Raw genomic sequence first — 23,002 nt, forward strand, 5'->3', positions numbered from 1 at the left:
TATGTCTGTAAGAGCTAAGAAACATTTAGGGCAACATTTTTTAAAAGATGAGAATATTGCAAGAAAGATAGGAGACTCCTTAACAGAGAAAGGATATAATCATGTTTTAGAAATAGGTCCAGGAATGGGGGTTCTGACAAAATACTTACTAGAAAAAGAGCCAAAGGTTACTGTAATGGAATTAGATACAGAATCAGTGGTGTATTTAAGAGAAACGTTTCCTGTAGCTCATTTTAAGTTGAATACCTCTCCAGAGAAATTTACGATTATTGAAGGTGATTTTTTAAAAAAATCGCTACAAGATATTTTTAAAGGGGAACAAGTAGCTATTATAGGAAACTTTCCATACAATATTTCTAGTCAAATTGTATTTAAAGCGATAGAAAATAGAGATTATGTTCCTGAATTTTCAGGAATGTTTCAGAAAGAAGTAGCCCAAAGAATTGCAGAAAAAGAAGGCTCAAAGATATACGGAATACTTTCTGTGTTAACTCAGGCTTTTTACAATGTAGAGTATCTTTTTACAGTGCCTCCTAGTGTATTTAACCCTCCTCCAAAAGTTGATTCAGGAGTAGTTAGGCTTATTAGAAAAGAGAATTATAGCTTGCCTGTCGATGAAAGATTATTTTTCAATGTAGTAAAAACAGCATTTAACCAACGAAGAAAAATGCTTAGAAGTAGCTTAAAATCTTTTAGACTTTCGGAAACTTTGAAAGAAGACCCTATCTTTGCGAAGCGTCCCGAACAATTGTCGGTACAAAGCTTTATAGAACTGACAGATAAAATCGCAAAAAATGGCATTTAAGATTACTGAAACTCTTTTAAAAGATGTAGCATTATATATTAATACTAAAAATAATGCAGCGCTTTCTGAACGCTTCAAAGAAATGCATCATGCAGATATTGCAGAGGTGTTGAATGAATTATCGTTTGATGAAGCGTTGTATATTATACGTTTATTGGATAGTGAAACAACATCGGAGGTTTTAATGGATGTTGATGACGATGTTAGAGAGAAGGTGTTGAAACAGCTTTCAGCGAAAGAGATTGCAGAAGAGATAGATGAATTAGATACTGATGACGCTGCTGATATAATTGCAGAACTTCCTGAAAAGAGAAAGCAGGAGGTAATGCAAAGAATAGAAGATGAAGTGCATGCCAAGGAAATTGTGGAGTTGCTGAGATATGATGAGAATTCTGCAGGAGGGTTAATGGCAAAGGAATTAGTAAAGGTCAATGTAAATTGGACTATTTTGCGTTGCGTCAAAGAAATGCGAATCCAAGCAGAGGAAGTAACAAGAGTACATTCTATATATGTTGTTGATGATAGTGGAAAATTGAAAGGAAGATTATCGTTAAAAGATTTATTAATGGCATCTACTAAGGCTAAAATTGCTGATGTATATATTCCTAAAGTAGATTTTGTGAATGTGACAGATGAAGCAGAAGAAGTTGCAAATGTAATGCGTAAGTATGATCTAGAGGCAATTCCTGTCGTTGACGAACTAGGTGTTTTAGTAGGAAGAATTACTATTGATGATATTGTAGATGTAATAAAAGAAGAAGCAGAAAAAGATTATCAACTTGCAGCAGGTATTACACAAGATGTTGAAGCGAGTGATACTATTTGGCAACTTACTAGAGCTCGACTGCCTTGGCTTTTTTTGGGGCTGCTAGGAGGAATAGGCGCTTTTTTAATTATGGAAAACTTTAAAGAAACTTTTAGTGAAAATGCAGTACTATTCTTTTTTACGCCATTAATAGCAGCTATGGCAGGGAATGTAGGAGTGCAATCATCAGCAATTATTGTGCAAGGGCTGGCTAATGATGACGTAAAAGGTAGTGTAAATAATAGACTTGTTAAAGAAATGCTACTAGCAGCATTTAATGGAGTGATGCTAGCGTTATTTTTATTTGGTTTTATTTGGCTGTATGATGGAGGATTTCAAAAAGCATTTGCAATTTCAGTATCCTTAATTGTTGTAATTATTGTAGCGGGTTTAATAGGTACGTTTATTCCATTATTTTTGAATAAAAGAGGAATAGATCCTGCAATAGCTACAGGACCTTTTATTACAACAAGTAATGATATTTTTGGGATTCTAATTTACTTTTGGATAGCAAAAATGATTATTGGCTTTTAGTAGTCTGTTCTACTTTTTCAAATAGGTTATCAATTTGATCTTTAGGAATAAAGCTCTTAAGCATAATAATAGCTCCAAATACAATTAACATAATGCCCATACCTCGTTTTATTCTGTAAATAACTAACGGAGTTAATTTACTTTTTAATTGCTTTGCTAATAGTATTTTACCTAAGTCAGTAAGAGCGTAGCCGAAAATAACCACAACAAAATACCAAAAAATGGAAGTCGGATCCATATTTAATGTTGGACCAACAACAACGACAATTCCTAACCAACCTGCCAAAACACCAACATTAATAAAGTTTAAAGCAAAGCCTTTTAATAGCAACTTTAGATAGTTATTACTTTCAGGAATTTCAACTTCAGGAACTTTGAGCTCTTTTTTATTGTTCTTATCTAAGTAAGTTATTAAACCGTAAACAATAAGAATGAGTCCACCTATTAAAAATAATCTTGGATCATCTTTTATCTCCTCTAATAAGCTTCTACTACCAAAATAAGCAATAAGTATGAAAAAGATATCCCCTAAAATAACTCCGATATCAAAAGCAATAGCGGCACGTGCTCCTTTTAATATGCTGGTTTTAATGAGCATAAAAAAAACAGGTCCTATCATAAAGGACATTGCAAAACCTATAAAAAAAGCATTTTTAAAATTATATAAATCCATATTCTTAGCTAGCGATTTTTTTAAACATCATCAAAGTCAACTGTAATTTTAGAAGTGGCAGGGTGCGCTTGACAAGTTAAAATAAAGCCTTCTTCTAATTCTGCTTCTGTTAAAATAGCATTTTTACTCATTACCGCTTTTCCTTCAGTAACTTTAGCAATACAACTTGAACAAACTCCTCCTTGGCAAGAATATGGAGCATCTAACTTATTACGTAAGCTAGCAGCTAAAATATCATCGGAAGCATCCATTGTAAATGTTGTTTTTTCGTCATCTAAAAGCACGGTAATTTCTGATTTTCCATCAGAAATAGTCATGTCATTTTTGTGTTCAGTAGTGCTGCTAGAGGTAAAAAGTTCGAAATGAATAGCTTCTTTGTTAAATCCGTTTTCTTGAAGAGTATTAGAAACTACTTGGATCATTTCTTCCGGTCCGCATAGGAAAGCACTATGAAAATGAAGTTTTTTATACGTATTTTTAATAAAATGATTAATATGTCCTTGATCTATTCTACCAAATTTATTATGGGTAGTGGCTTCCTGGCTAAAAACATAATGCAGATTGAATTGGGTAGGGTATTGATGATTCAGAGCATTTAATTCTGAATAAAAAATAGTGCTTTCTACTGTTTTATTCCCGTAAATCAGAGTAAAAGTTGAAGAAGGTTCATTTTCTAATACAGCTTTTATCATTGATAAAATAGGAGTAATACCACTACCTGCAGCAAAGGCAATGTAATTTTTGTTTTTGGAAGGTTGTAAGATGAATTTACCTTCTGGACTTGAAACTTCTATAGGATCACCTACTTTTAATTTTGAGGTAGCATAGTTGGAAAAGATTCCATTAGTTATTGCTTTTATTGCAACTTTTAGTTCGTTGCTTTTTGGAGAACTACAAATAGAGTAAGCTCTACGAAGCACTTTGTTTTCTATTTCCTTTTTTATAGTAATATATTGTCCTGCAATAAAATTGTAATCTTTTTGAAGTTCACTAGGAACATCAAATACAATAGAAACCGCGTCAGCTGTTTCTTTTATCACTTCTTTAATTGTTAGTTTGTGAAATGTTGACATTGATATGAATTATGAGTTACAAAAATACGGAACTTAACTGATATCTATTGTTAGGGCTTTGGTAAAATAATACCTATAATAGTTATGCATAAATAAATTATGTATATATTTGAAATGATTTAAATTATACGAATGGCAAATCAAAAGCTATACAAAGGTTCTTTACAAACCATCATATTAAAATTATTGGCAGAGAATACTAAAATGTATGGATATGAGATTACACAGAAGGTAAAAAAAATAACAGAAGGAGAATTAAAGATAACAGAAGGAGCATTGTATCCTGCATTGCATAAGCTTGAAGAGGAGGGGCTCCTAGAAGTTGAAGTAACCAAAGTAGGGAATAGGCTTCGTAAATATTATAAATTAACAGAAAGTGGTATTGAAGAAACGGAAAATAAATTGCTGGAAATGCAAGAGTTTTTACGTATGATGGAGCGATTAATAAGTCCTAAATTCAATTTGTAAAAGAAATAATGTAAAAAGAAAGCATAATGAAACTGACAAACAATGAAATAAAAGCGTTGTACAAATTTACTCAAGAGCACTATGTAGCGTATTATGATGTTCAAGTAGAATTGGTAGATCATTTGGCAAATGATATTGAAAGAATATGGGAAGGAAGCCCAAGTTTATCCTTCGAAAAGGCAAGAGAACGAGCTTTCAAAAAGTTTGGAGTATTTGGTTTCTTGGATATAGTAGAAGAAAAACGAAAGCAAGTAGGAAAAAAATATAGGAGGATTCTTTGGAAATTTATAGAAGAATGGTTCAAATTGCCTAAAATAGTATGGACCATTATGATTTTTTTGTTTTTTTACAGTTTGACGCAATTTAAAATCAGTGCTTATGTATTTTCTTTTATCTTATTTAGTATTGGGATTATTGATATATTCTTATGTTTCAAATTAAAGCGGAACTCAAATAAAAGATTTAAAAAACAAGGAAAAAAATGGATGCTAGAAGAAATGATTTTCAATGTAGCTTCCTTTAATGGAATTTTTTTAAGTTCAAATATTGTCGGAATACACACAAAACTTGTTGAAGAAGTACCTTCGTTTAATTTTTCTATTTTGATTTCAATAATTGCTACTGTTGCGATGCTGTATTCTTACATATCACTAATTTTGATTCCGAATAAAGCAGACAAGTTGTTATTAGAAGCGTATCCAGAATATGGACTGATCTAGATTGGAGAGTAGGTTTTGGTAATGGTAAATTCATTTATTAGTTTTTTTGTTTTTACGAACTAATATCTCATAAAGGTTAAATCTATATTGTACTTTTGTAATATGCAAAATAGGTTACTTGATCGTGTTTTATATCCTTCGGATCTTCGCAAATTATCTAAAAAGGAGCTCCCACAACTAGCTAAAGAATTGAGAGCTTTTATTATAGATATAGTTGCTACCAAAGAAGGGCATTTAGGAGCTAGTTTAGGAGTAGTGGAGCTAACGATAGCGTTGCATTATGTTTTGGATACTCCTAATGATATTTTAATATGGGATGTAGGACATCAAGCTTATGGGCATAAAATCTTAACAGGAAGAAAGGATGTATTTCATACCAATCGTCAATTGGGAGGTATTTCTGGTTTTCCGAAAAGGAGCGAAAGTATTTATGACGCTTTTGGGGTAGGACACTCTTCAACATCAATTTCAGCAGCTTTAGGAATGGCAATAGCAGCTAAAATTCAAAAAGTAGAAAAGCAGCATGTCGTAGTTATTGGTGATGCTTCTATAGCAAGCGGGATGGCATTTGAAGCATTAAACCATGCAGGAGATACTAATGCTAATTTATTGGTGATTTTAAATGATAATGCAATAGGTATAGACCCTTCTGTTGGCGCATTAAAGGATTATTTGACTCGAATTAAATCAACGCGATCAGATATAGAGCAGCATAATATTTTTGAAGCATTGAATTTTGATTACTCGGGTCCAATTGATGGGCATAATTTTGAAGAACTTCTCTTAGAATTACATAGGCTTAAAACCGTTCAAGGCCCCAAATTTCTTCATATCATCACAACAAAAGGAAAAGGATTGAGACAAGCTGAAGAAGACCAAGTAAAATACCATGCTCCAGGTAAATTTGATAAGGTTTCAGGAGAGGTATTGCCTAAAGAAAAAAATCAATATGCAAAATATCAAGATGTTTTTGGTGAAACAATTGTTGAATTAGCAAGAAAGAATGAGAAAATAGTAGGAATTACTCCAGCCATGTTAACAGGAAGTTCTCTAAAATTAATGTTAGATGTGTTTCCAGAACGTACGTTTGATGTAGGAATTGCGGAGCAGCATGCAGTAACTTTAGCAGCAGGAATGGCTATTGAAAATTTGATTCCATTTTGTAATATATATTCCACTTTCTTACAAAGGTCATACGATCAAATAATTCATGATGTAGCATTACAAAATGTGCCTGTTATTTTTTGTTTGGATAGAGCTGGATTAGTAGGGGAAGATGGAGCAACACATCATGGGGTTTTTGATTTAGCATATTTAAGATGCATTCCAAACTTGATTATTTTTGCACCTAGAAACGAAATAGAACTAAGAAATATATTATATACTGCACAACTTGGTCTCAATCATCCTATAGCAATCAGATACCCTAGAGGAAGAGGTAAAATAAAAGATTGGAAGCGTCCTTTTAAAAAGGTAGAAATTGGTAAAGGAGAGCTTCTAAAAGAAGGAAATAAAATAGCAATACTATCAGTGGGAAGTATAGCAGAAAATGTGTTTAAGGCTATAAAATCATTAACAAGAGATAGCCACATAGCTCATTATGATATGCGTTTTATAAAACCGTTGGATACTACTTTACTTAAAGAAATTTTTAGCAGATTTACTAGCATCATTACTATTGAAGATGGAACGATAACTGGAGGTTTTGGAAGTGCAATATTAGAGGCGGCGGCAGAAAATAATTTTAAAGGGAAAATAAAAACTCTTGGAATTCCCGATAAGTTCATACATCATGGTACCACAGAAGCGTTGCACCGCATTTGTAAAATTGATAGCAACGCTATTAAGCTAGTGATAGAAAGTATTGAATAAATAAAAATTTTTTGCGAATAAAATGTAACTTTGTTCATTGTAAAACACGGTTTGTTATTTGGAATTGCCGAAATAGAAAATCTTTTTCTTTTAAGTTAATTTCAACTTGTAACATATCACATAATTTTAACCCCTTCTAAAATAGCTTTTACAGAAAATGAATAATCGACATACATAATACTTCTATTTAGAATAATCATACTACACAAAAGTCGGTTTTAGATTTTGAATATAACAAACTAAGACTATAGAGAAAAGGAGGGGATCCTATTCCTTTAGATTTTATTGTCCAAAATTACATGCTTTCACATCTAAATTGGATCTTTAGTTCTAAAGTAAAAATGTAAACAATTACTTTAACACTATGAATAAACTATTATTTATCACATCGCTTACTACGACCTTACTGTCCTGTAGTAAAGAAGAACATTATGATCCAATTTCTAAAATTGATGCGAAGCTAGAATCGTTATTATCTGAAAGATCCGGAGGCTTAGGGAAATACTACTATGTTTTACCTAAGAGCAATGAATATTCAAAAATACCTCAAGACCCTAGAAACCCTATTACAAAAGCAAAAGTTAATTTAGGTAAAATGCTCTTTCATGAAACAGGTTTAGGTCAAAAACCAAAAAAAGAGGAAGGTAGAGGCACGTATTCTTGCGCTAGTTGCCATCATGCTAAAGGAGGGTTTCAAGCTACTTTAAGGCAAGGTATTGGAGATGGAGGAATAGGGTTTGGGCTTACAGGAGAATCAAGAACTAAAAGTGCTAATTATACTAATGAATTGGTAGATGTACAGCCAATAAAATCGCCCTCTGCTTTGAATGGAGCCTATCAAAAGGTTACGCTTTGGAATGGCCAATTTGGTGCTACAGGTATGAATGCTAATACGCAAAGTCAGTGGATAGATGGAACACCTAAAGAAACAAATAAGCTAGGATATGAAGGATTGGAAACTCAAGCTATCGCAGGATTAAAAGTTCATAGATTTCTAGTAAACAAACCTTTAATGGATGCATTGGGCTATACACCTTTTTTTGATAAAGCTTTTCCTGATATAGAGGAGAGTAAAAGATATAGTTTTGAGATAGCAGGTTTAGCAATAGCTGCTTATGAAAGAACAATTTTAGCAAATGAAGCGCCGTTTCAAAAATGGTTAAGAGGAGATGTAAATAGTATGTCTGAGAAAGAGAAAAAAGGAGCTGTTTTATTTTTTGAAAAAGCAAAGTGTTATGAATGTCATAACGGTTCAGCGTTAAATTCTATGAGCTTTATGGCGCTTGGTATGAAAGACTTAATGGGAGTGGGTATTTTGGGAAAACCAGTAGATGAAGCAACGAAGAAGGGTAGAGGAGGTTTTACAAAAAATGCAGAAGATGATTATAAATTCAAAGTACCTCAGCTATATAGCATTGTATATAATGGTTTTTATGGGCATGGTTCTTCGTTTAGTTCAGTGAAAGAGGTTATTGAATATAAGAATAAAGCGGTAAAAGAGAATATAGAAGTTCCTGATAATAAATTAGATGCAAGATTTAAGCCACTTAATTTATCAGAAGAAGAAATAGATTTGTTAACGTTATTTATTGAAAAGAGTTTGAACGATAGTGATCTGGATCGTTATGTTCCAGAAAGAGTTTTATCAAATAACTGTATTCCTAATAATGATGTAAAATCGCAACAGGAAATTTGTAATTAAAAAATAAAAAAATAGCACTTAACTAAAGTGCTATTTTTTTGTTTTATATTTTCGTATAAATTTTTTAATAAAAAGTCCCCTTAATTTATTCAACATTGAATGTAATAGGAAGCGTATAACCAACTCTTACGGCCTTACCTTTTTGCTTTCCAGGAATCATTGGAGGAATTAATTTAGCAACTCTAATTGCTTCCGCCTTTAATTTAGGGTGAGGAGCTCTGGCAACGATATCTTCAACATTTCCTGTTTTTCCTATTTTGAATTGAAGATAAATTCTTTTTTTACCAGGGGGTAAAATAGATACACATTGTTCTTCTTCTTTTTTAGTTTTCTCATTATAAACCATCTCTTTTTTTAAGCAATTGGCTATAGCAACGTCAAAATGTTTTCGAATATGTCTTGTCATCCCTAGATTTAAGCATCGTTTTTTTTCTTTATTGTTTAGAAGTGAGTCACATCCATAGAAGGTAGGAGCTTCATCAATAATTGAAAAAGGTACATCTTTTATAGGCTCATTAGTTTGAGCTTGCGCGAATGATAAAATGAATGAAGTAAATAATAATAATAGCTTTTTCATAGAATATAAATTGATTTGTTTAATGAAAAAGGTGAATCTAGAGAGATTCACCTTTATGATATATGTAAAATTATATTAATTGTTCAGAGCTTCTGCACCGCCAACAATTTCTAAGATCTCATTAGTAATTGCAGCTTGACGAGCTTTGTTATAAGTTAATAGCAGCTCATCACGTAATTCGGTAGCATTATCAGTTGCTTTATGCATTGCAGTCATACGTGCACCATGCTCAGAAGCAAAACTATCTCTAATGGCTTTATAAAGCTGTGTTTTTAGAGATTTAGGTATTAAAGCAAGTACAATTTCTTCTTTAGAAGGGTCAAAAATATAATCTAAGTTAGTGTTCTTATCACTTTGTACAGGTTCAATAGGCAAGAATTGTTCTACTTGAGGTATTTGAGTAGCAGCATTCTTAAATTGGTTATAAACAACCTCTATTTTATCATAGCTTCCGTCAACATACAAATTCATTAGCTTTTCTGCTATTTCAGAAACATTTTCGAAAGTTAAGTCGTCAAAAATATCGTTTTTATTTTCAATGACATTATATTGCTTTGATAAAATATCATTTCCTTTTTTACCAATAGTAAGAAGATCTACAGAAACATTAGAATAATTATTTTCGATAGTTTTAATAGTCTCCTTTATGATGGATGAGTTAAAACCACCACACAATCCTCTATTAGAAGTTACCACAACTATTAGTACTTTGCTTACTTCTCTTGTTGTTGAATATGCGCTACTAGCATCGCTATCTAATGTAGCACTTAAACTTTGTAATAACTCTGTAAGCTTAGACGAATAAGGGCGCATTGCTGTAATTGCATCTTGGGCTTTTTTCAACTTTGCAGCAGATACCATTTTCATGGCTGATGTAATTTGCATTGTTGATTTTATAGAAGTAATTCTGTTACGTATCTCTTTTAAGTTTGCCATACAAATTGTGTTTAGCATTGAGTATTGAGTATTGAGAACTTACCGCTCAATACTCAATACTAAAAATCTTTTATTAAGCTGAAAATTTAGCTGAAATTTCTTTAGCAGCAGCAGTTAAGGTATTGGTAGCCTCGTCAGTTAATTTACCTGCTTTTAAAGTGTCTAAAGTATCTCTATGCTTTGCATTTAAATACTCTAAATAATCTCTTTCGAACTCTTTTACTTTATTTACAGGAACATCTTTTAACAAGTTTTTAGATCCTGCGTAAATAATAGCGATTTGATCTTCTACCGTATAAGGATCATTTTGAGCTTGCTTCAATATTTCAACATTACGTTGACCTTTTGAAATTACGTTCATTGTAGCGGCATCTAAATCAGAACCAAATTTAGCAAAAGCTTCTAATTCACGGAATTGAGCTTGATCTAATTTTAAAGTACCAGATACTTTTTTCATCGATTTAATTTGTGCATTACCCCCAACACGAGATACAGAAATACCTACGTTAATTGCCGGGCGAACACCTGAGTTAAATAAATCTGATTCTAAGAAAATTTGTCCATCAGTAATTGAAATTACGTTTGTTGGAATATATGCCGAAACGTCTCCTGCTTGGGTTTCAATAATAGGCAATGCCGTTAAAGAACCTCCTCCTTTTACCTTATTCTTTAAAGAGCTAGGTAAATCGTTCATTTCTTTAGCGATAGCATCATCATTAATCACTTTTGCAGCACGTTCTAATAACCTTGAGTGTAAGTAAAATACATCTCCAGGATATGCCTCACGTCCTGGTGGTCTTCTTAATAATAAAGATACCTCACGATAAGCTACCGCTTGCTTTGATAAGTCATCATAAATAATTAATGCTGGTCTTCCTGTATCACGGAAGTACTCTCCAATAGCAGCCCCTGCAAATGGTGCATATACTTGCATTGGTGCAGGATCAGATGCATTTGCAGCAACGATAGTTGTATAAGCCAAGGCTCCTTTTTCTTCTAGTGTGTTAGCAATAGCCGCAACTGTAGAAGCCTTTTGACCGATAGCTACATAGATACAATAAACAGGCTGTCCTGCATCATAAAATTCTTTTTGATTTAAGATAGTATCAATAGCAACAGTTGATTTACCTGTTTGACGGTCACCAATGATTAGCTCACGTTGACCACGACCTACAGGAATCATTGCATCAATAGATTTGATACCAGTTTGCATTGGCTCTGTTACAGGCTCTCTATAAATAACTCCAGGAGCTTTACGCTCTAGAGGCATTTCAAAAGTTTCTCCTTCAATAGGACCTTTACCATCAATAGGTTGCCCAAGAGTATTTACTACACGTCCTACAATTCCTTCTCCAGCTTTTAAAGAAGCAATACGCTCAGTACGTTTTACTGTAGATCCTTCTCTTACTGATGTTGAAGCTCCTAATAGTACAACACCCGCATTATCTTCTTCTAAGTTTAATACGATTCCCTCTAATCCGTTTTCGAACTCTACTAACTCTCCATATTGTACATTAGATAAACCATAAACACGAGCAATACCATCACCTACTTGTAATACTGTACCTACTTCGTTTAATGTAGCTTTTGCTTCGAAATTTGTTAATTGTTCCTTTAAAATTGCTGATACTTCAGCTGGTTTAATTGCTGCCATCTTTTCTAATTTGATGTATAATTAAATTTTTGGAATGTAATGACTGTTGTCAAATTCTCTTCTCAATTCATTAAAATGGTTAGATATACTTGCATCGTATTGCACGTCTCCAACACGTAATATAAACCCTCCTAAAATAGATGGGTTTACAATATTTTCTATACTAGCGCTATTTCCTGTAAGAGTTACAATTTTAGCGTGTATTTTTTCTTCTAATTCTTTAGTTAAAGGTACTGCTGTAGTAACTTTAGCTACCTGTATATTTTTATGATAATCGTAAATAACACCGTATTGCTTAGCAATAGACGCTAACATAACCATACGTTTGTTGTCTTCTAACAATCCAAACAAACCTTTAACTACATTATTTACTTTATCTCCGAAAAGAGCGTTTAAAACTCTTTTTTTATCGGCTGCTTTTATTACAGGGCTTTTTAGCATTGCATCTAAATCAGCGTTTTCAGAGATAGTACTTACAATTAAGTTAAAATTGTCATTTACTTCAGTTGCTACTCCTGAATCTTTAGCTAAATTTAAGATAGCTTTTGCATAACGTAATGCTGGTCTTGCTCCTTTCATAAAATGATTAGTTTAAAGTAACCTCTTCTAACATACCTTCAACCAATTTTGCTTGTTCAGTTGGTGAAGCTAATTCTTTTTTCACTATTGTTTCCGCAATTCCTATAGATAAATCAGCTACTTGCTTCTTTAAATGAGCCATTGCAGCTTGTTGCTCTTGTTGGATAGCTGTTTTTGCACTTTCAATCATTTTTGAAGCTTCAACACCCGCTTCTTCTTTAGCATCAGAAATCATCTTTTCTTTAATTTCTCTAGCTTCTTTCATCATGGCATCTCTTTCAGCGCGTGCTTCTTTTAATAAACGATCATTATCAGCTTGCAAATTTTGCATTTCTTTTTTTGCATTTTCTGCTTGATCTAATGCATTTTGAATTCCTTCTTCTCTCTCTGTTAAAGCTGCCATGATTGGTTTCCAAGCAAATTTAATCATTAAGAAGATTAAGATTAACAAAATAACTGCTTGCATGATAAACAGTCCCGGTGAAAAATCGTCTAATAAATTCATTTCTTTATTTATATAAAATTTTAATTCTTTTGTTTAATTTTTGAAATACATCCTGCAACCAACCGTTGCAGGAATATGTATTTCTCTTTGTTTTCTATGGAGATTATTTCCCTAAGATTAAAGCACCAAATGCTAATCCTTCTAATAATGCTCCGATAATGATCATCGCTGTTTGGATTTTACCAGCAGCCTCAGGTTGACGAGCAATTCCTTCCATTGCTTTTCCTCCAATTTGACCTAATCCGATTCCTCCTCCGATTACGATTAATCCTGCTCCAATTAAATTGTACATACTAGTGTTGATTTATATTAAATTAAACAAATTCTTAGTTACTAAATTAATGATGGTCATGTTCTTCAACAGCCATTCCGATAAATAACGATGATAACATCGTAAAAATAAATGCTTGTAAAAACGCTACTAAAATCTCAATAACAGAAATAAATAACGCTAATGCTAATGAAATACCTGTTGAACCAACAGCTCCAAACTGTGATTTTAGAGTAATCATCAAAGCGATTAAGCTCATTACTACAAAGTGCCCCGCAGTCATATTTGCAAACAAACGAATGAGTAATGAAAACGGTTTGGTAAGCATTCCTAATACTTCGATTGGAGCTAAAATAATTTTCATAGGAACAGGTACTCCTGGCATCCAGAAAATATGCTTCCAGTAATCTTTATTTCCACTAAACTGAACGATAAAGAAGGTAAATAATGCCAAACATACTGTAACTGCAATTTGACCTGTTACATTAAAACCTATGGGCGTTAAACCTAGTAAGTTTAATATCCAGATAAAGAAAAATACAGTTAATAAAAAGCCCATGAATTTTCTGTAGTGCTTTTCTCCAATATTGGGCCTAGCTATTTCATCTCTCACATACAAAACTAAAGGTTCTAATACGCGTCCAAAACCTGTAGGAATTGCTCCTTTTTTATAACTTTTAGCTAAAGAGCCAAACCCTAACAATATTAAGATCCCCGCTAATAACATACCAAATACACTTTTAGTGATAGAAAAGTCTAATACCTTATGCGCATTTGTGGCATGATGAGTTTCGTCAAAGCTAACTTCAGAAGCACCATCATTTAGCTCGTATATTTTACTATGAATTTTAGTCAGTTTAACACCTCCCTTTTCTACAATCACATGACCATTGTCATTATGATGAAAAGCAGAAGACATAAAAGTCCTTAAGCCCTTGCTCGTCCAAACGATAACGGGTAAAGGAAAGCCAACATGCTTGCGCTTGCCTTCGTTACTTGTGTAAGAAAACAAAGCAAAGTCGTGAGAATCTGCTAAGTGATGCTTGATGTAGTTGTTAATGTCTTTTGGTGTATTAATTTGTCCTCCTTTTTCAGAAGAATTGCCTCCGCCAGCGAATGCTGTAAATGAAGTAAATACTATTGCTAATAATGCTAAAAACTTGATAGATTTTTTTGCTATCGCCATACCTTTTATAAATATAGAATTTATGCTCTCTGAATTTCCGTGCAAAGGTACACAATAAATTAAAACTACAAACGGTTTTTTAACTTAGTTTTTAAAGTAGCTAAATAGAAGCTTAAAACAAAGGAAGTAAAATAAAACTATTTGTTATTCAATAGCTTTGATACGCCAATGGCTTCGATGATTAGAAAAAGGAACAGCGGAATGACCAAGGAAAATCGTTCTATTTTAGTTAAAGAGTCGTTGGCAAAGACAGATGCTTTGAACAAGAGAACAAAGAAACCGATTTTTAAAAAAATGGAAGCTAAGTAAGCATAGCCTGCTTGGTTGGGTAGTTTTTCGGAAATTAAAACAACGATGCTGTAAATGAGTACTGCTGAAAATGCATGAAAAACATATAAGCTTAATAAAGAGAAAGATAGGAGGTTGTTGTTAGAAGTTACCATATACTCATGAGAAAAATAGCTAATAACAAAAAACAATACAATTGTTATTAGAAAACGAAATATGTTCTTAATCATTTTCTTGAGAAATTTTAGTAACCTGCCTTATCACAGAAAACATAGCGGCAAAAACCGCTATTAGTGTGCAAATTTTAGTGTATAGTTGATTTTCGTTTGGATATTTGTTGTCTAGCCATTCGCCCAATAAACTTCCTGCGTAAATAGTAATTCCTATTTGGAAGGCTATTCCTGTAAATCGTATGTATTTACTAAGCGGTTTTCTCTTGGAGTTTTCGCTCATCCTTTTTTAGTTCTTTGATGCCTCCTTTCATACTACATGTAGCATTGAACGTTGCACCCGGTTCTACAGAAAGTTTACTGATAACTACATCTCCTGTAATATTAGCATTTGATTTGATGCTAAGGGTATTGGAAACTATTAATTCTCCAGAGAATTTTCCTTCAATATCGGCATTTGCACACTCTACTTTTCCTTTGATATAACCATCATTTCCTATGATTACTCTACCGTCTGTTTTAATGGTTCCTTCTAAAGTTCCATCTAGTCTAAAATCACCTTCAGAAATGATATCTCCGATAATTTTAGTGTTTTTTCCTATAATATTTCTTTCTACGATTTTTTTGTCACCTGGTTTTTTAGTTTCTTTACTAAACATTTTATTAGGATTTGGGAGTTATTTTTTGTTTAAACGTTCAATAATTTCTTGTGCTTTTTTACCCTCTTCTGTGTTAGCGTAACTTAAAGCAACAAAGTTCAAAGCCTTTTTATAGGTCTCCTTATCTTTATATTTACCTATAGAGAGTGCTTTTAACAGAGCTAATTTAGGAATTAAATTTGAGTTATTACTAGTTGTTGATAAATTCTCTATGCCATTAACAACTTCTTCGAATTTATTTTCTTTGTATAGGTAATATAATTCTTTGTATTTTTTAGTTATTTCTGTAGCATCCTTTTGATTTCCAGTGACTTTTTTGTTAGGAAATTGTATGATTTGAGCGAATGTTGTTTCGGGATATTTTTTTAGAATAATATTCCTAGCAGCATCTGCTTTTTCGGTGAGCCCTTTTTCTAAATATATTTGGTATAAATGATAAGTAATAGGAAGCTCTAAATTCTTATCAGTGCTAATATCATTTAGTTTTTCTAAATTTTGAATAGCTAATTCTGCATTTTTGAACTGTTCTTTGTATATTAATCCTAATTGATATAAAGCGTCATTTCTTTCTGAAATCAGATTGTTAATTTCTTTTTGATCTTTAGGTATTTTTTCTAAATATGTTGAGACGTCGTACTTTTTCTGGTTTTCATTGGTCGCGTCAATTTGTTCTCGATCACTATTAATTGTAGCTTTTTCAGACCAACGCCAGTTGTCTTCTAGAGGGCGGTTTCCCCAGGTCTTTTTAAACTCCACAGAACCAAAAGCTTTTGTTTGTGAGCTGTAAAAATACCATTTTCCAGCATTGTTGTTACTTATGGAACTCGCTCCTCCAAATGCATTTCCAAAGTTTTGAGAATTTAGGAGTTGCTGTTGTCGTTCTTTATCAGCTAATTTTAATTTTTCAATATAAGATTCAAAATAACGAATTCGTTCGTCTTCGGATAAAGATACTATTTGAAGAATACTATCATTGTTTTTAACGATATCTTCATATTTTTTCAGGGTAGTTAATCCTCGGTTTTTTCGTGCAATTCTTCGAATACGTTTTTCATTAAGGAATTCTTTAGGTGTTACTTTTAAAACACTGTCATAATAAGCACCTGCCTTTAAGTAAGCTCCTTTATCAAAAGAAATGTTCCCTAGTTTTTCATAAGCAAATGTTTTTTGGTAATCGTTATTGTTTTTAGCAGCAAGTGATTTTTGATAATACTTGATAGCCCTGCTCATGCTGTCTCTATTTTCTTCCAAAGTAGCAATTTGATAATATAACTCATGAAGAAACTTTCTATTATCTATATTTTGTATAAGTCCTTCAAGTCGCCTTATTAAGGGGGTAGAAGAAGTTTTTTGATCGAAATTTTTAACGAGTTCAATATTCGCATGAATACGATATTTACGAGGGGCTTTTTTGAAGTCCGCTAATTTTTTAAAAACCATTCTGGAAGAATCTTTTCGGTCTAATTGGCTATAAATTTGACCTAGTACAAACAAATTCCTAGCTGCTTGTTCTTTGTTTTTTCTAGTTCTAGTGGCTTTGGTTAAGTGTTTTATAACTTTCTGAATGGTATCTGTTTTTTCATAGGCCATTGCCATTGCTGTATGTGCTTCTTCTTTTATAGCATCAGGAAGCTCTTTTTCATTTTTATCAACATGAATTAAAAGCTTTAATGATTCAATGGCGAGCTTTTCATTGTCTAACCTAATATTTGTTTTAGCTCTCCATATTTTAGTTTGGTTGATAAGATTGGCATTTGGGTAATTTGAAATAATATAATTAAAGGCTTCAATAGCAGGAATAAAACGTTGTGTGTAGTAACGTGATTTACCTAATAAAAAATAAGCATCGTCTATTTGACGGTTTTTTTCATAGCCATTGATGTTCATGGAGTGTTTTTGAACAGCTTTGACGGCTTTTTCTTCGGCCTTTTCAAAAGGAGTAGGTGCTTTATTTTCGTTATCATCGTCATCATCGGCATTGAAAACAGGCGCTGCGATTTCCTTTTCGTTAAAGGTAATAGGTTCAATTTGTAAACGTTTCCAATAATTATCTTGGTGCTTATCATTGACTTCTTTTAACCCTTGTAAATATGCTTGTTCTCCATTGAACAGCACATTGTATTTGGTAGTTAGAGCATGAAAGTTTCGATTGATAAAAGTGTCTTTTCTTGTGCCACATGAATAAACAACAACAAAGAGAAGTGCTAAAACAAATATTTTAAGTAGTTTTTTCATAAAAAATACGTTTTTACATTACAAACAACAAGCATAAATACCAGTTATTGTATGTAAAAGCGTAAAAATAAGAATAATTCATGAAAGTTTAGTGTTTATACAACTTACCATTTGAAATAACCAAAGCAAAAAAGAGTATTAATTTTAAGTTAGCTTTAAAAGGTAACTGGAGATATTGTTATTATGTAGTACCCTTGAAGTGGAAAGGCAGAAAAGTAGAATTTAGAGAATCTCTTTACGGAAAATAAAAAAAAGCGCCTAAAACTTTTTGTTTTAGACGCTTTTTTTTATGTAACAAATTTATATTATTTGATATGCATAGATTTAGCGATAGCTTCTAATTCAAATAAAAATTCCCTTTTATTAATCGATGGTGCATACGTAAACCCTTCAAAAATAATTAGACGATTGTTTTTTTTATCAATTACAGTATAATTTAAAAAAGGACCGGCCATAAAATCATTTTTAACCTCCCATTTACCTCTTGTTTCATAAGCCTTTTTGTTATCAATCATAGTGTCATAGGTAAAAGGAGTATATGCTTGTTCAGTAATCATATACATCCCTTCTTTGCTTCCAGGAATATGTTTTTCTCCGATACTATCTCTAGTAGCCGTAATGGCATCGGCTATTTTTTTTCCATTCTTAAGAGGAACTGAATATACAAGTATATTGTTACTTCCATCACCTCTTGCAATACCACTTTTTAAATGTTGACGTAGCCATAAAAAATTGCCAGTATCGTCAACTTTATTGTATCTATCAGGAATATCTAATGTGATGTTTAAGTTTTGCAATGTTTTAAAAGAAGTGTCATCTAACCGTTCTTTCTTAAATATATTTTGAATGAATTTGATATCTTCATCTTTAAAAATTTTAATGATTTCTTTCCCTCTATTTCTAATTAGGTTAATAAGACCTTCGTTATCCTTTGCTGTTACATACACCAATATTTGAGGAGCTGCATACTGATTTTTTTTAATTATAATTCCTTCTTGTTCTCCTTTTTGAACGAATAGGATTGCCTTTCCGTTTCGTATAAATTTTATAAAACCTGATGGATCTATTTGACTAACGGATAGTAATGTTTCTGGTTGAGGAAGTCCAACCTGATGCTCACCAAATACAGTTCTTATTTCATCACCTATTTTTCCTAGCCATTCGTTCCCTTTTATGACTACCATGATTTTATTGGTGTTTCCAGTAGATGTTGGTAATATTAATTCACCTTTACCTTGTTTACAGGATGTTAATAAGAAAGGTATTGCAATAATAAATAATAATAGTCTTTTCATGTTTTAACCTTTAAATATTTTAAGTTTTGTACCTGGCTTTAATTTTTTAACACTCCAAATATTGTTCCATTTTTTGATTTGCTCAACAGAAACTTCGGGGTATTTCCTTGAAATAATCCAAAGGGAGTCTCCTTCTTTGATGGTGTATAACTCATAACTACCTTTAGGAAGTGTAGTTTTTTTACGTTTGGAATCCAATTTAACAGTACTTAATTTTTTAGAATGAATACTTAATCGTTGTCCTATTTTTAATCGGTTGCTACGTAAATTGTTCCATCGTTTGATATCTTTAACTCTTACTCCGAATTTAAGAGCTATTTTCCCTAAGAAATCACCGCTTCGTACTCGGTAGCGTACCGCCTTGTCCATTTCAAAAAACTTAGGCAAAGGTTTTTCTCTGTTAGCATCATCTGCATCGGCTAAGGCGTATAACTCTTCTTCTTTATTTAAGAAGTCTATCATGTTTTTCCTAGGAAGCCTTACTGCATAATTTTTTCCTTTAACATGAGGAATGATATTTAATTTATATTCAGGATTCAAAAAAGCCAATAAATCTTCATCCAATTTTATTTTTTCTACAATTTGATCAAAAGAAACAGTTCTTTTAATATGAATAGTATCTGTTTGAAAATTAAATATTTGAGGAGGGTCAGGATATATGTTGTGTTCAGAAGCATATTGGAAAATGTACATTGTAGCGTAGAAAGCAGGAACATAGCCTGCCGTTTCTGTTGGTAAAAAAGGACGAATATTCCAGTAGTTTTTGTAACCGCCTGAACGCTTTATAGCTTTTAAGACATTCCCAGGGCCTGAGTTATAAGCTGCTAAAGCTAAATTCCAATCTCCAAAAGTTTTGTATAGTTGGCTTAAGTATTTGCAAGCGGCTATAGTCGATTTTATAGGATCTTGCCTTTCATCAATGTAAGAGTTAACATTCAAGTCAAATTGCTTTCCAGTATTGTACATAAACTGCCATAGTCCAGTTGCTCCAGCTCTTGATCTAGCTTTAGGGTTTAAGGTAGATTCAACAATTGCTAAATACTTCATCTCTAAGGGAATGTTGTATTGATCTAGGTGCTTTTCAAACATAGGGAAATAATACTGTGCATTTCCCATTAAAGCAGGGTAGTATTTGCTTCTATATTTTAAATAATTATGAATTACTTTTTCTAAAGCAGGATTATAGTTTAAGTTAAACGGAGTCGTTTTATTTAATTTATGAAGTCTTTTTTTTAGTAATTCACTAGATAATAAAGGCTTCATTTCTCCAATAATATCTTTATCGTTAATGACATATTGGATGCTGTCATATAAGGTAGATTCAAATTTTGCATCCACTAATAAGCTATCAATTAACTTAATGTCGTCATCTGAAAAGGGAGTTTGGGAAGCTGTTTTTTTAGCATTGAGAATAGTGCCTTCAGGAATAGAATCATTTTGAGAAAAAATTCCAGAAGAAAATAAGAGTAGTAGTATATATAGTTTGTTCATTTATAAATCGAGTTCAACGGCTATTGGACAATGATCTGAGTGTTTGGCTTCAGGTAAAATATAAGCTCTTGTAATTTTATCTTCTAAAGATTGAGCAACCATAGCGTAGTCTAAACGCCAACCTTTGTTGTTTGCTCTAGAATTAGCTCTATAGCTCCACCAAGAATATTGTTGAATATCTTTATTTAGATATCGGAAGCTATCTATAAAGCCATTGTTGATGAAATTACCAATCCATTCGCGTTCTTCTGGTAAAAAACCAGAAACTCCTTTCATTTTTGGATTGTGAATATCTATAGCTTCATGACAAATATTATAATCTCCGCAGATTACTAAATTCGGAATGTCATTTTTTAGCTCATTAATATATTCTTGAAATTGATCCATATAGCTAAATTTAAAATCGAGTCTTTCGGAATTAGTTCCAGAAGGAAGATATAAACTCATGATAGAAACATCATCAAAATCAACACGAAGATTTCTTCCTTCAAAATCCATAGCTTCTATTCCTGTACCGTATTCAACATGATTAGGCTTTTCTTTACAAAAAATGGCTACTGACGAATATCCTTTTTTTTGCGCAGAAAACCAATATTGATAAGGATATCCTGCATTTTCAAATTCAGTTAAATCTAGTTGCTCTTTATGAGCTTTGGTTTCTTGGATGCAAATTACATCAGGGCTAGCTGATTGCAGCCAGTTTATAAACCCTTTTTTTAAAGCAGCTCTAATGCCATTTACGTTATACGATATTATTTTCACAAGTTTACTGTTTTTGTAAGAAAAATCCTTTAAATAAGATCCCCAAAATGGTAGGAATCTTATTAAATTTTTGTTGATTTATGACTAGTTTATAGGTGCATTTCAGGAATTTCTCCATTGATGATCAAGGTTCCTTCCGTAGCATTTTGTATTTCCTGAATAGTAACACCGGGAGCTCTTTCTAGCAAGTGAAATGCATTGTCTTTTACTTCTAGAACAGCTAGGTTGGTAACAACTTTAGTAACACACCCTACACCTGTTAGCGGTAAAGAGCATCTTTTTAGTATTTTTGATTCTCCTCGTTTATTTGTATGCATCATTGCAACAATGATGTTTTCGGCAGAAGCAACTAAATCCATAGCTCCCCCCATGCCTTTTACCATTTTTCCAGGAATTTTCCAATTCGCAATATCACCATTTTCAGCAACTTCCATTGCTCCTAAAATAGTTAAATCAACATGTTTTCCACGGATCATAGAAAAGCTTGTAGCAGAATCAAAGAAACTAGCGCCAGGCATTGTGGTAATAGTTTGTTTTCCTGCATTGATGATATCAGCATCTTCGTCTCCTTCGAAAGGAAAAGGCCCCATTCCTAATACTCCGTTTTCACTTTGGAACTCTACTTCAATATCATTACGGACATAATTAGCAACTAGCGTTGGAATACCAATTCCTAGATTTACATAATAGCCGTCTTGAACTTCTTTAGCGATTCGCTTTGCGATTCCTACTTTGTCTAACATTTTTAATTTGAGAATTTTATGATTTGAAAAAACAAAAGCTATTTACTGAATGAAGAGGCTTTTAATGTTTTAGGTTCAAATCTGTTAGTATTTTTTATTTGAATAACACTACACTAGTATTTATTATTATGCATAAGAGTAGCTCCATTCTGATTTTCTAGTTTTTAAAACTGAAATATTTTTTTGATAGCTTTTCAATAGGAAAAATCACCTATTTTAAGCGTTATTATTTGAAAAATTAAGAGCACTTAAAAGATGTTTCTCAAGCACTCGAAGTGAATCAAGAAAACTAATTTCGTTGACGGACAGTACGTTGCTCTATTCTTTTTTCGTATTGATCTCCTTGAAAAATTCGTTGCACAAAAATTCCTGGTATATGAATATGGTTTGGGTCTAATTCTCCGACAGGAACAAGCTCTTCAACTTCTGCAACAGTTATAGTAGCCGCTCCGCACATATTAGGATTGAAGTTTCTAGCGGTTCCTTTAAAAATTAAATTTCCTGCGGTATCTCCTTTCCAAGCTTTTACAAAGGCAAAATCTGCTTTAAAAGCAGGTTCTAAAACATACATTTTTCCATCAAATTCACGTGTTTCTTTTCCTTCGGCCACCTCTGTACCGTAGCCAGCAGGGGTATAAAAAGCAGGAAAGCCAGCTTGCGCTGCTCTACATTTCTCTGCTAAAGTTCCTTGAGGGGTTAGTTCAACTTCTAGTTCTCCAGATAACATTTGGCGTTCAAATTCATCATTTTCACCTACATAAGAAGAAATCATTTTTTTTATTTGTTTCCCTTGTAGCAATAAACCTAGTCCAAAATCATCTACTCCTGCATTATTAGAAATACAGGTAAGGTTTTTAATATTTAATTTTACCAACTCGGCAATAGCATTTTCTGGAATGCCACATAAACCGAAGCCTCCAAGCATTAAGGTCATTCCGTCCTTTACACCAGCAGTTGCTTCTTGTACATTGTTTACTTTTTTATGAATCATTATTTAGCT

General features: G+C 32.6%; 24 protein-coding genes. 6 read left to right on the top strand and 18 right to left on the bottom strand.

Going from position 1 to position 23,002, the window contains the following annotated elements:
• The first annotated feature begins 1 nt into the window (after position 1).
• Together rsmA and mgtE are read left to right on the top strand one after the other, a co-directional pair.
• On the top strand, positions 2–805 hold the full coding sequence (rsmA, locus tag MARIT_RS01070) for a 16S rRNA (adenine(1518)-N(6)/adenine(1519)-N(6))-dimethyltransferase RsmA (protein ID WP_100210541.1): 804 nt from the start codon (positions 2–4) through the stop codon (positions 803–805).
• Complete coding sequence (gene mgtE / locus MARIT_RS01075) at positions 795–2,144, top strand: magnesium transporter (protein ID WP_024740297.1); 1,350 nt, start codon at positions 795–797, stop codon at positions 2,142–2,144. The genes rsmA and mgtE overlap by 11 nt, the downstream gene beginning before the upstream one ends.
• On the opposite strand, the gene MARIT_RS01080 is transcribed toward mgtE, so the two are convergent.
• Positions 2,131–2,817: a LysE family translocator gene (locus MARIT_RS01080; RefSeq protein ID WP_024740296.1), complete on the bottom strand. Its 687-nt coding sequence runs from the start codon at positions 2,815–2,817 to the stop codon at positions 2,131–2,133. The two genes, mgtE and MARIT_RS01080, sit on opposite strands and share 14 nt — an antisense overlap.
• Before the next feature lie 20 nt (positions 2,818–2,837).
• Positions 2,838–3,890: a ferredoxin--NADP reductase gene (locus MARIT_RS01085; RefSeq protein ID WP_100210542.1), complete on the bottom strand. Its 1,053-nt coding sequence runs from the start codon at positions 3,888–3,890 to the stop codon at positions 2,838–2,840.
• Positions 3,891–4,022: 132 nt separating this feature from the next.
• On the opposite strand from MARIT_RS01085, the gene MARIT_RS01090 reads away from it, so the two are divergent.
• The 4 genes from MARIT_RS01090 to MARIT_RS01105 all read left to right on the top strand — a co-directional run bounded on the left by MARIT_RS01090 (position 4,023) and on the right by MARIT_RS01105 (position 8,651).
• Positions 4,023–4,358 (top strand): PadR family transcriptional regulator, encoded by a 336-nt coding sequence (locus tag MARIT_RS01090; RefSeq protein WP_024740294.1) that lies wholly within the window; start codon positions 4,023–4,025, stop codon positions 4,356–4,358.
• 26 nt (positions 4,359–4,384) lie between these two features.
• On the top strand, positions 4,385–5,077 hold the full coding sequence (locus tag MARIT_RS01095; protein ID WP_024740293.1) for a hypothetical protein: 693 nt from the start codon (positions 4,385–4,387) through the stop codon (positions 5,075–5,077).
• Between the two features lie 102 nt (positions 5,078–5,179).
• Positions 5,180–6,949 carry a 1-deoxy-D-xylulose-5-phosphate synthase gene (locus tag MARIT_RS01100; RefSeq protein ID WP_024740292.1) on the top strand — a complete coding sequence of 590 codons (1,770 nt, stop codon included), beginning with the start codon at positions 5,180–5,182 and terminating at the stop codon, positions 6,947–6,949.
• A gap of 364 nt (positions 6,950–7,313) precedes the next feature.
• Positions 7,314–8,651, top strand: a complete 1,338-nt coding sequence (locus MARIT_RS01105) for a cytochrome-c peroxidase (RefSeq protein WP_024740291.1) — start codon at positions 7,314–7,316, stop codon at positions 8,649–8,651.
• 85 nt (positions 8,652–8,736) lie between these two features.
• On the opposite strand, the gene MARIT_RS01110 is transcribed toward MARIT_RS01105, so the two are convergent.
• From MARIT_RS01110 to MARIT_RS01185, 16 genes are all read right to left on the bottom strand, one after another.
• The gene (locus MARIT_RS01110; RefSeq protein ID WP_024740290.1) at positions 8,737–9,228 is read right to left on the bottom strand and encodes an energy transducer TonB; all 492 of its coding nucleotides are present in this window, start codon (positions 9,226–9,228) and stop codon (positions 8,737–8,739) included.
• A gap of 75 nt (positions 9,229–9,303) precedes the next feature.
• Positions 9,304–10,164 (bottom strand): ATP synthase F1 subunit gamma, encoded by an 861-nt coding sequence (gene atpG / locus MARIT_RS01115; protein WP_024740289.1) that lies wholly within the window; start codon positions 10,162–10,164, stop codon positions 9,304–9,306.
• A 73-nt stretch (positions 10,165–10,237) separates the two neighbouring features.
• Positions 10,238–11,818 (bottom strand): F0F1 ATP synthase subunit alpha, encoded by a 1,581-nt coding sequence (atpA, locus tag MARIT_RS01120; RefSeq protein WP_024740288.1) that lies wholly within the window; start codon positions 11,816–11,818, stop codon positions 10,238–10,240.
• Positions 11,819–11,839: 21 nt separating this feature from the next.
• Positions 11,840–12,397 (bottom strand): ATP synthase F1 subunit delta, encoded by a 558-nt coding sequence (gene atpH, locus MARIT_RS01125; protein WP_024740287.1) that lies wholly within the window; start codon positions 12,395–12,397, stop codon positions 11,840–11,842.
• Between the two features lie 7 nt (positions 12,398–12,404).
• Positions 12,405–12,902 (bottom strand): F0F1 ATP synthase subunit B, encoded by a 498-nt coding sequence (locus MARIT_RS01130; protein ID WP_024740286.1) that lies wholly within the window; start codon positions 12,900–12,902, stop codon positions 12,405–12,407.
• Between the two features lie 103 nt (positions 12,903–13,005).
• Positions 13,006–13,194 carry an ATP synthase F0 subunit C gene (atpE, locus tag MARIT_RS01135; protein ID WP_004569351.1) on the bottom strand — a complete coding sequence of 63 codons (189 nt, stop codon included), beginning with the start codon at positions 13,192–13,194 and terminating at the stop codon, positions 13,006–13,008.
• 46 nt (positions 13,195–13,240) lie between these two features.
• Complete coding sequence (gene atpB / locus MARIT_RS01140) at positions 13,241–14,359, bottom strand: F0F1 ATP synthase subunit A (RefSeq protein ID WP_100211980.1); 1,119 nt, start codon at positions 14,357–14,359, stop codon at positions 13,241–13,243.
• 137 nt (positions 14,360–14,496) lie between these two features.
• On the bottom strand, positions 14,497–14,877 hold the full coding sequence (locus MARIT_RS01145; RefSeq protein WP_197706280.1) for a DUF6168 family protein: 381 nt from the start codon (positions 14,875–14,877) through the stop codon (positions 14,497–14,499).
• Positions 14,870–15,100, bottom strand: a complete 231-nt coding sequence (locus tag MARIT_RS01150; protein ID WP_100210543.1) for an AtpZ/AtpI family protein — start codon at positions 15,098–15,100, stop codon at positions 14,870–14,872. The genes MARIT_RS01145 and MARIT_RS01150 overlap by 8 nt, the downstream gene beginning before the upstream one ends.
• Entirely contained in the window at positions 15,069–15,476 is a 408-nt protein-coding gene (locus MARIT_RS01155) for a bactofilin family protein (RefSeq protein ID WP_024740283.1), read from the bottom strand. Before MARIT_RS01155 ends, MARIT_RS01150 begins: the two co-directional genes overlap by 32 nt.
• An 18-nt stretch (positions 15,477–15,494) precedes the next feature.
• A complete protein-coding gene (porW, locus tag MARIT_RS01160; RefSeq protein WP_100210544.1) occupies positions 15,495–17,711 on the bottom strand; it encodes a type IX secretion system periplasmic lipoprotein PorW/SprE in 2,217 nt (738 codons plus the stop codon).
• A 305-nt stretch (positions 17,712–18,016) separates the two neighbouring features.
• The gene (locus MARIT_RS01165) at positions 18,017–19,006 is read right to left on the bottom strand and encodes a DUF4837 family protein (protein ID WP_024740281.1); all 990 of its coding nucleotides are present in this window, start codon (positions 19,004–19,006) and stop codon (positions 18,017–18,019) included.
• A gap of 3 nt (positions 19,007–19,009) precedes the next feature.
• Positions 19,010–20,497, bottom strand: a complete 1,488-nt coding sequence (locus MARIT_RS01170; protein WP_100210545.1) for a lytic transglycosylase domain-containing protein — start codon at positions 20,495–20,497, stop codon at positions 19,010–19,012.
• Positions 20,498–21,259: an exodeoxyribonuclease III gene (locus MARIT_RS01175; RefSeq protein WP_024740279.1), complete on the bottom strand. Its 762-nt coding sequence runs from the start codon at positions 21,257–21,259 to the stop codon at positions 20,498–20,500.
• Between the two features lie 89 nt (positions 21,260–21,348).
• Entirely contained in the window at positions 21,349–22,002 is a 654-nt protein-coding gene (locus MARIT_RS01180; RefSeq protein WP_024740278.1) for a 3-oxoacid CoA-transferase subunit B, read from the bottom strand.
• 289 nt (positions 22,003–22,291) lie between these two features.
• Positions 22,292–22,993, bottom strand: a complete 702-nt coding sequence (locus MARIT_RS01185; protein WP_024740277.1) for a CoA transferase subunit A — start codon at positions 22,991–22,993, stop codon at positions 22,292–22,294.
• Positions 22,994–23,002 lie beyond the last annotated feature (9 nt).

Source organism: Tenacibaculum maritimum NCIMB 2154, from assembly GCF_900119795.1.
GTDB lineage: Bacteria > Bacteroidota > Bacteroidia > Flavobacteriales > Flavobacteriaceae > Polaribacter > Polaribacter maritimus.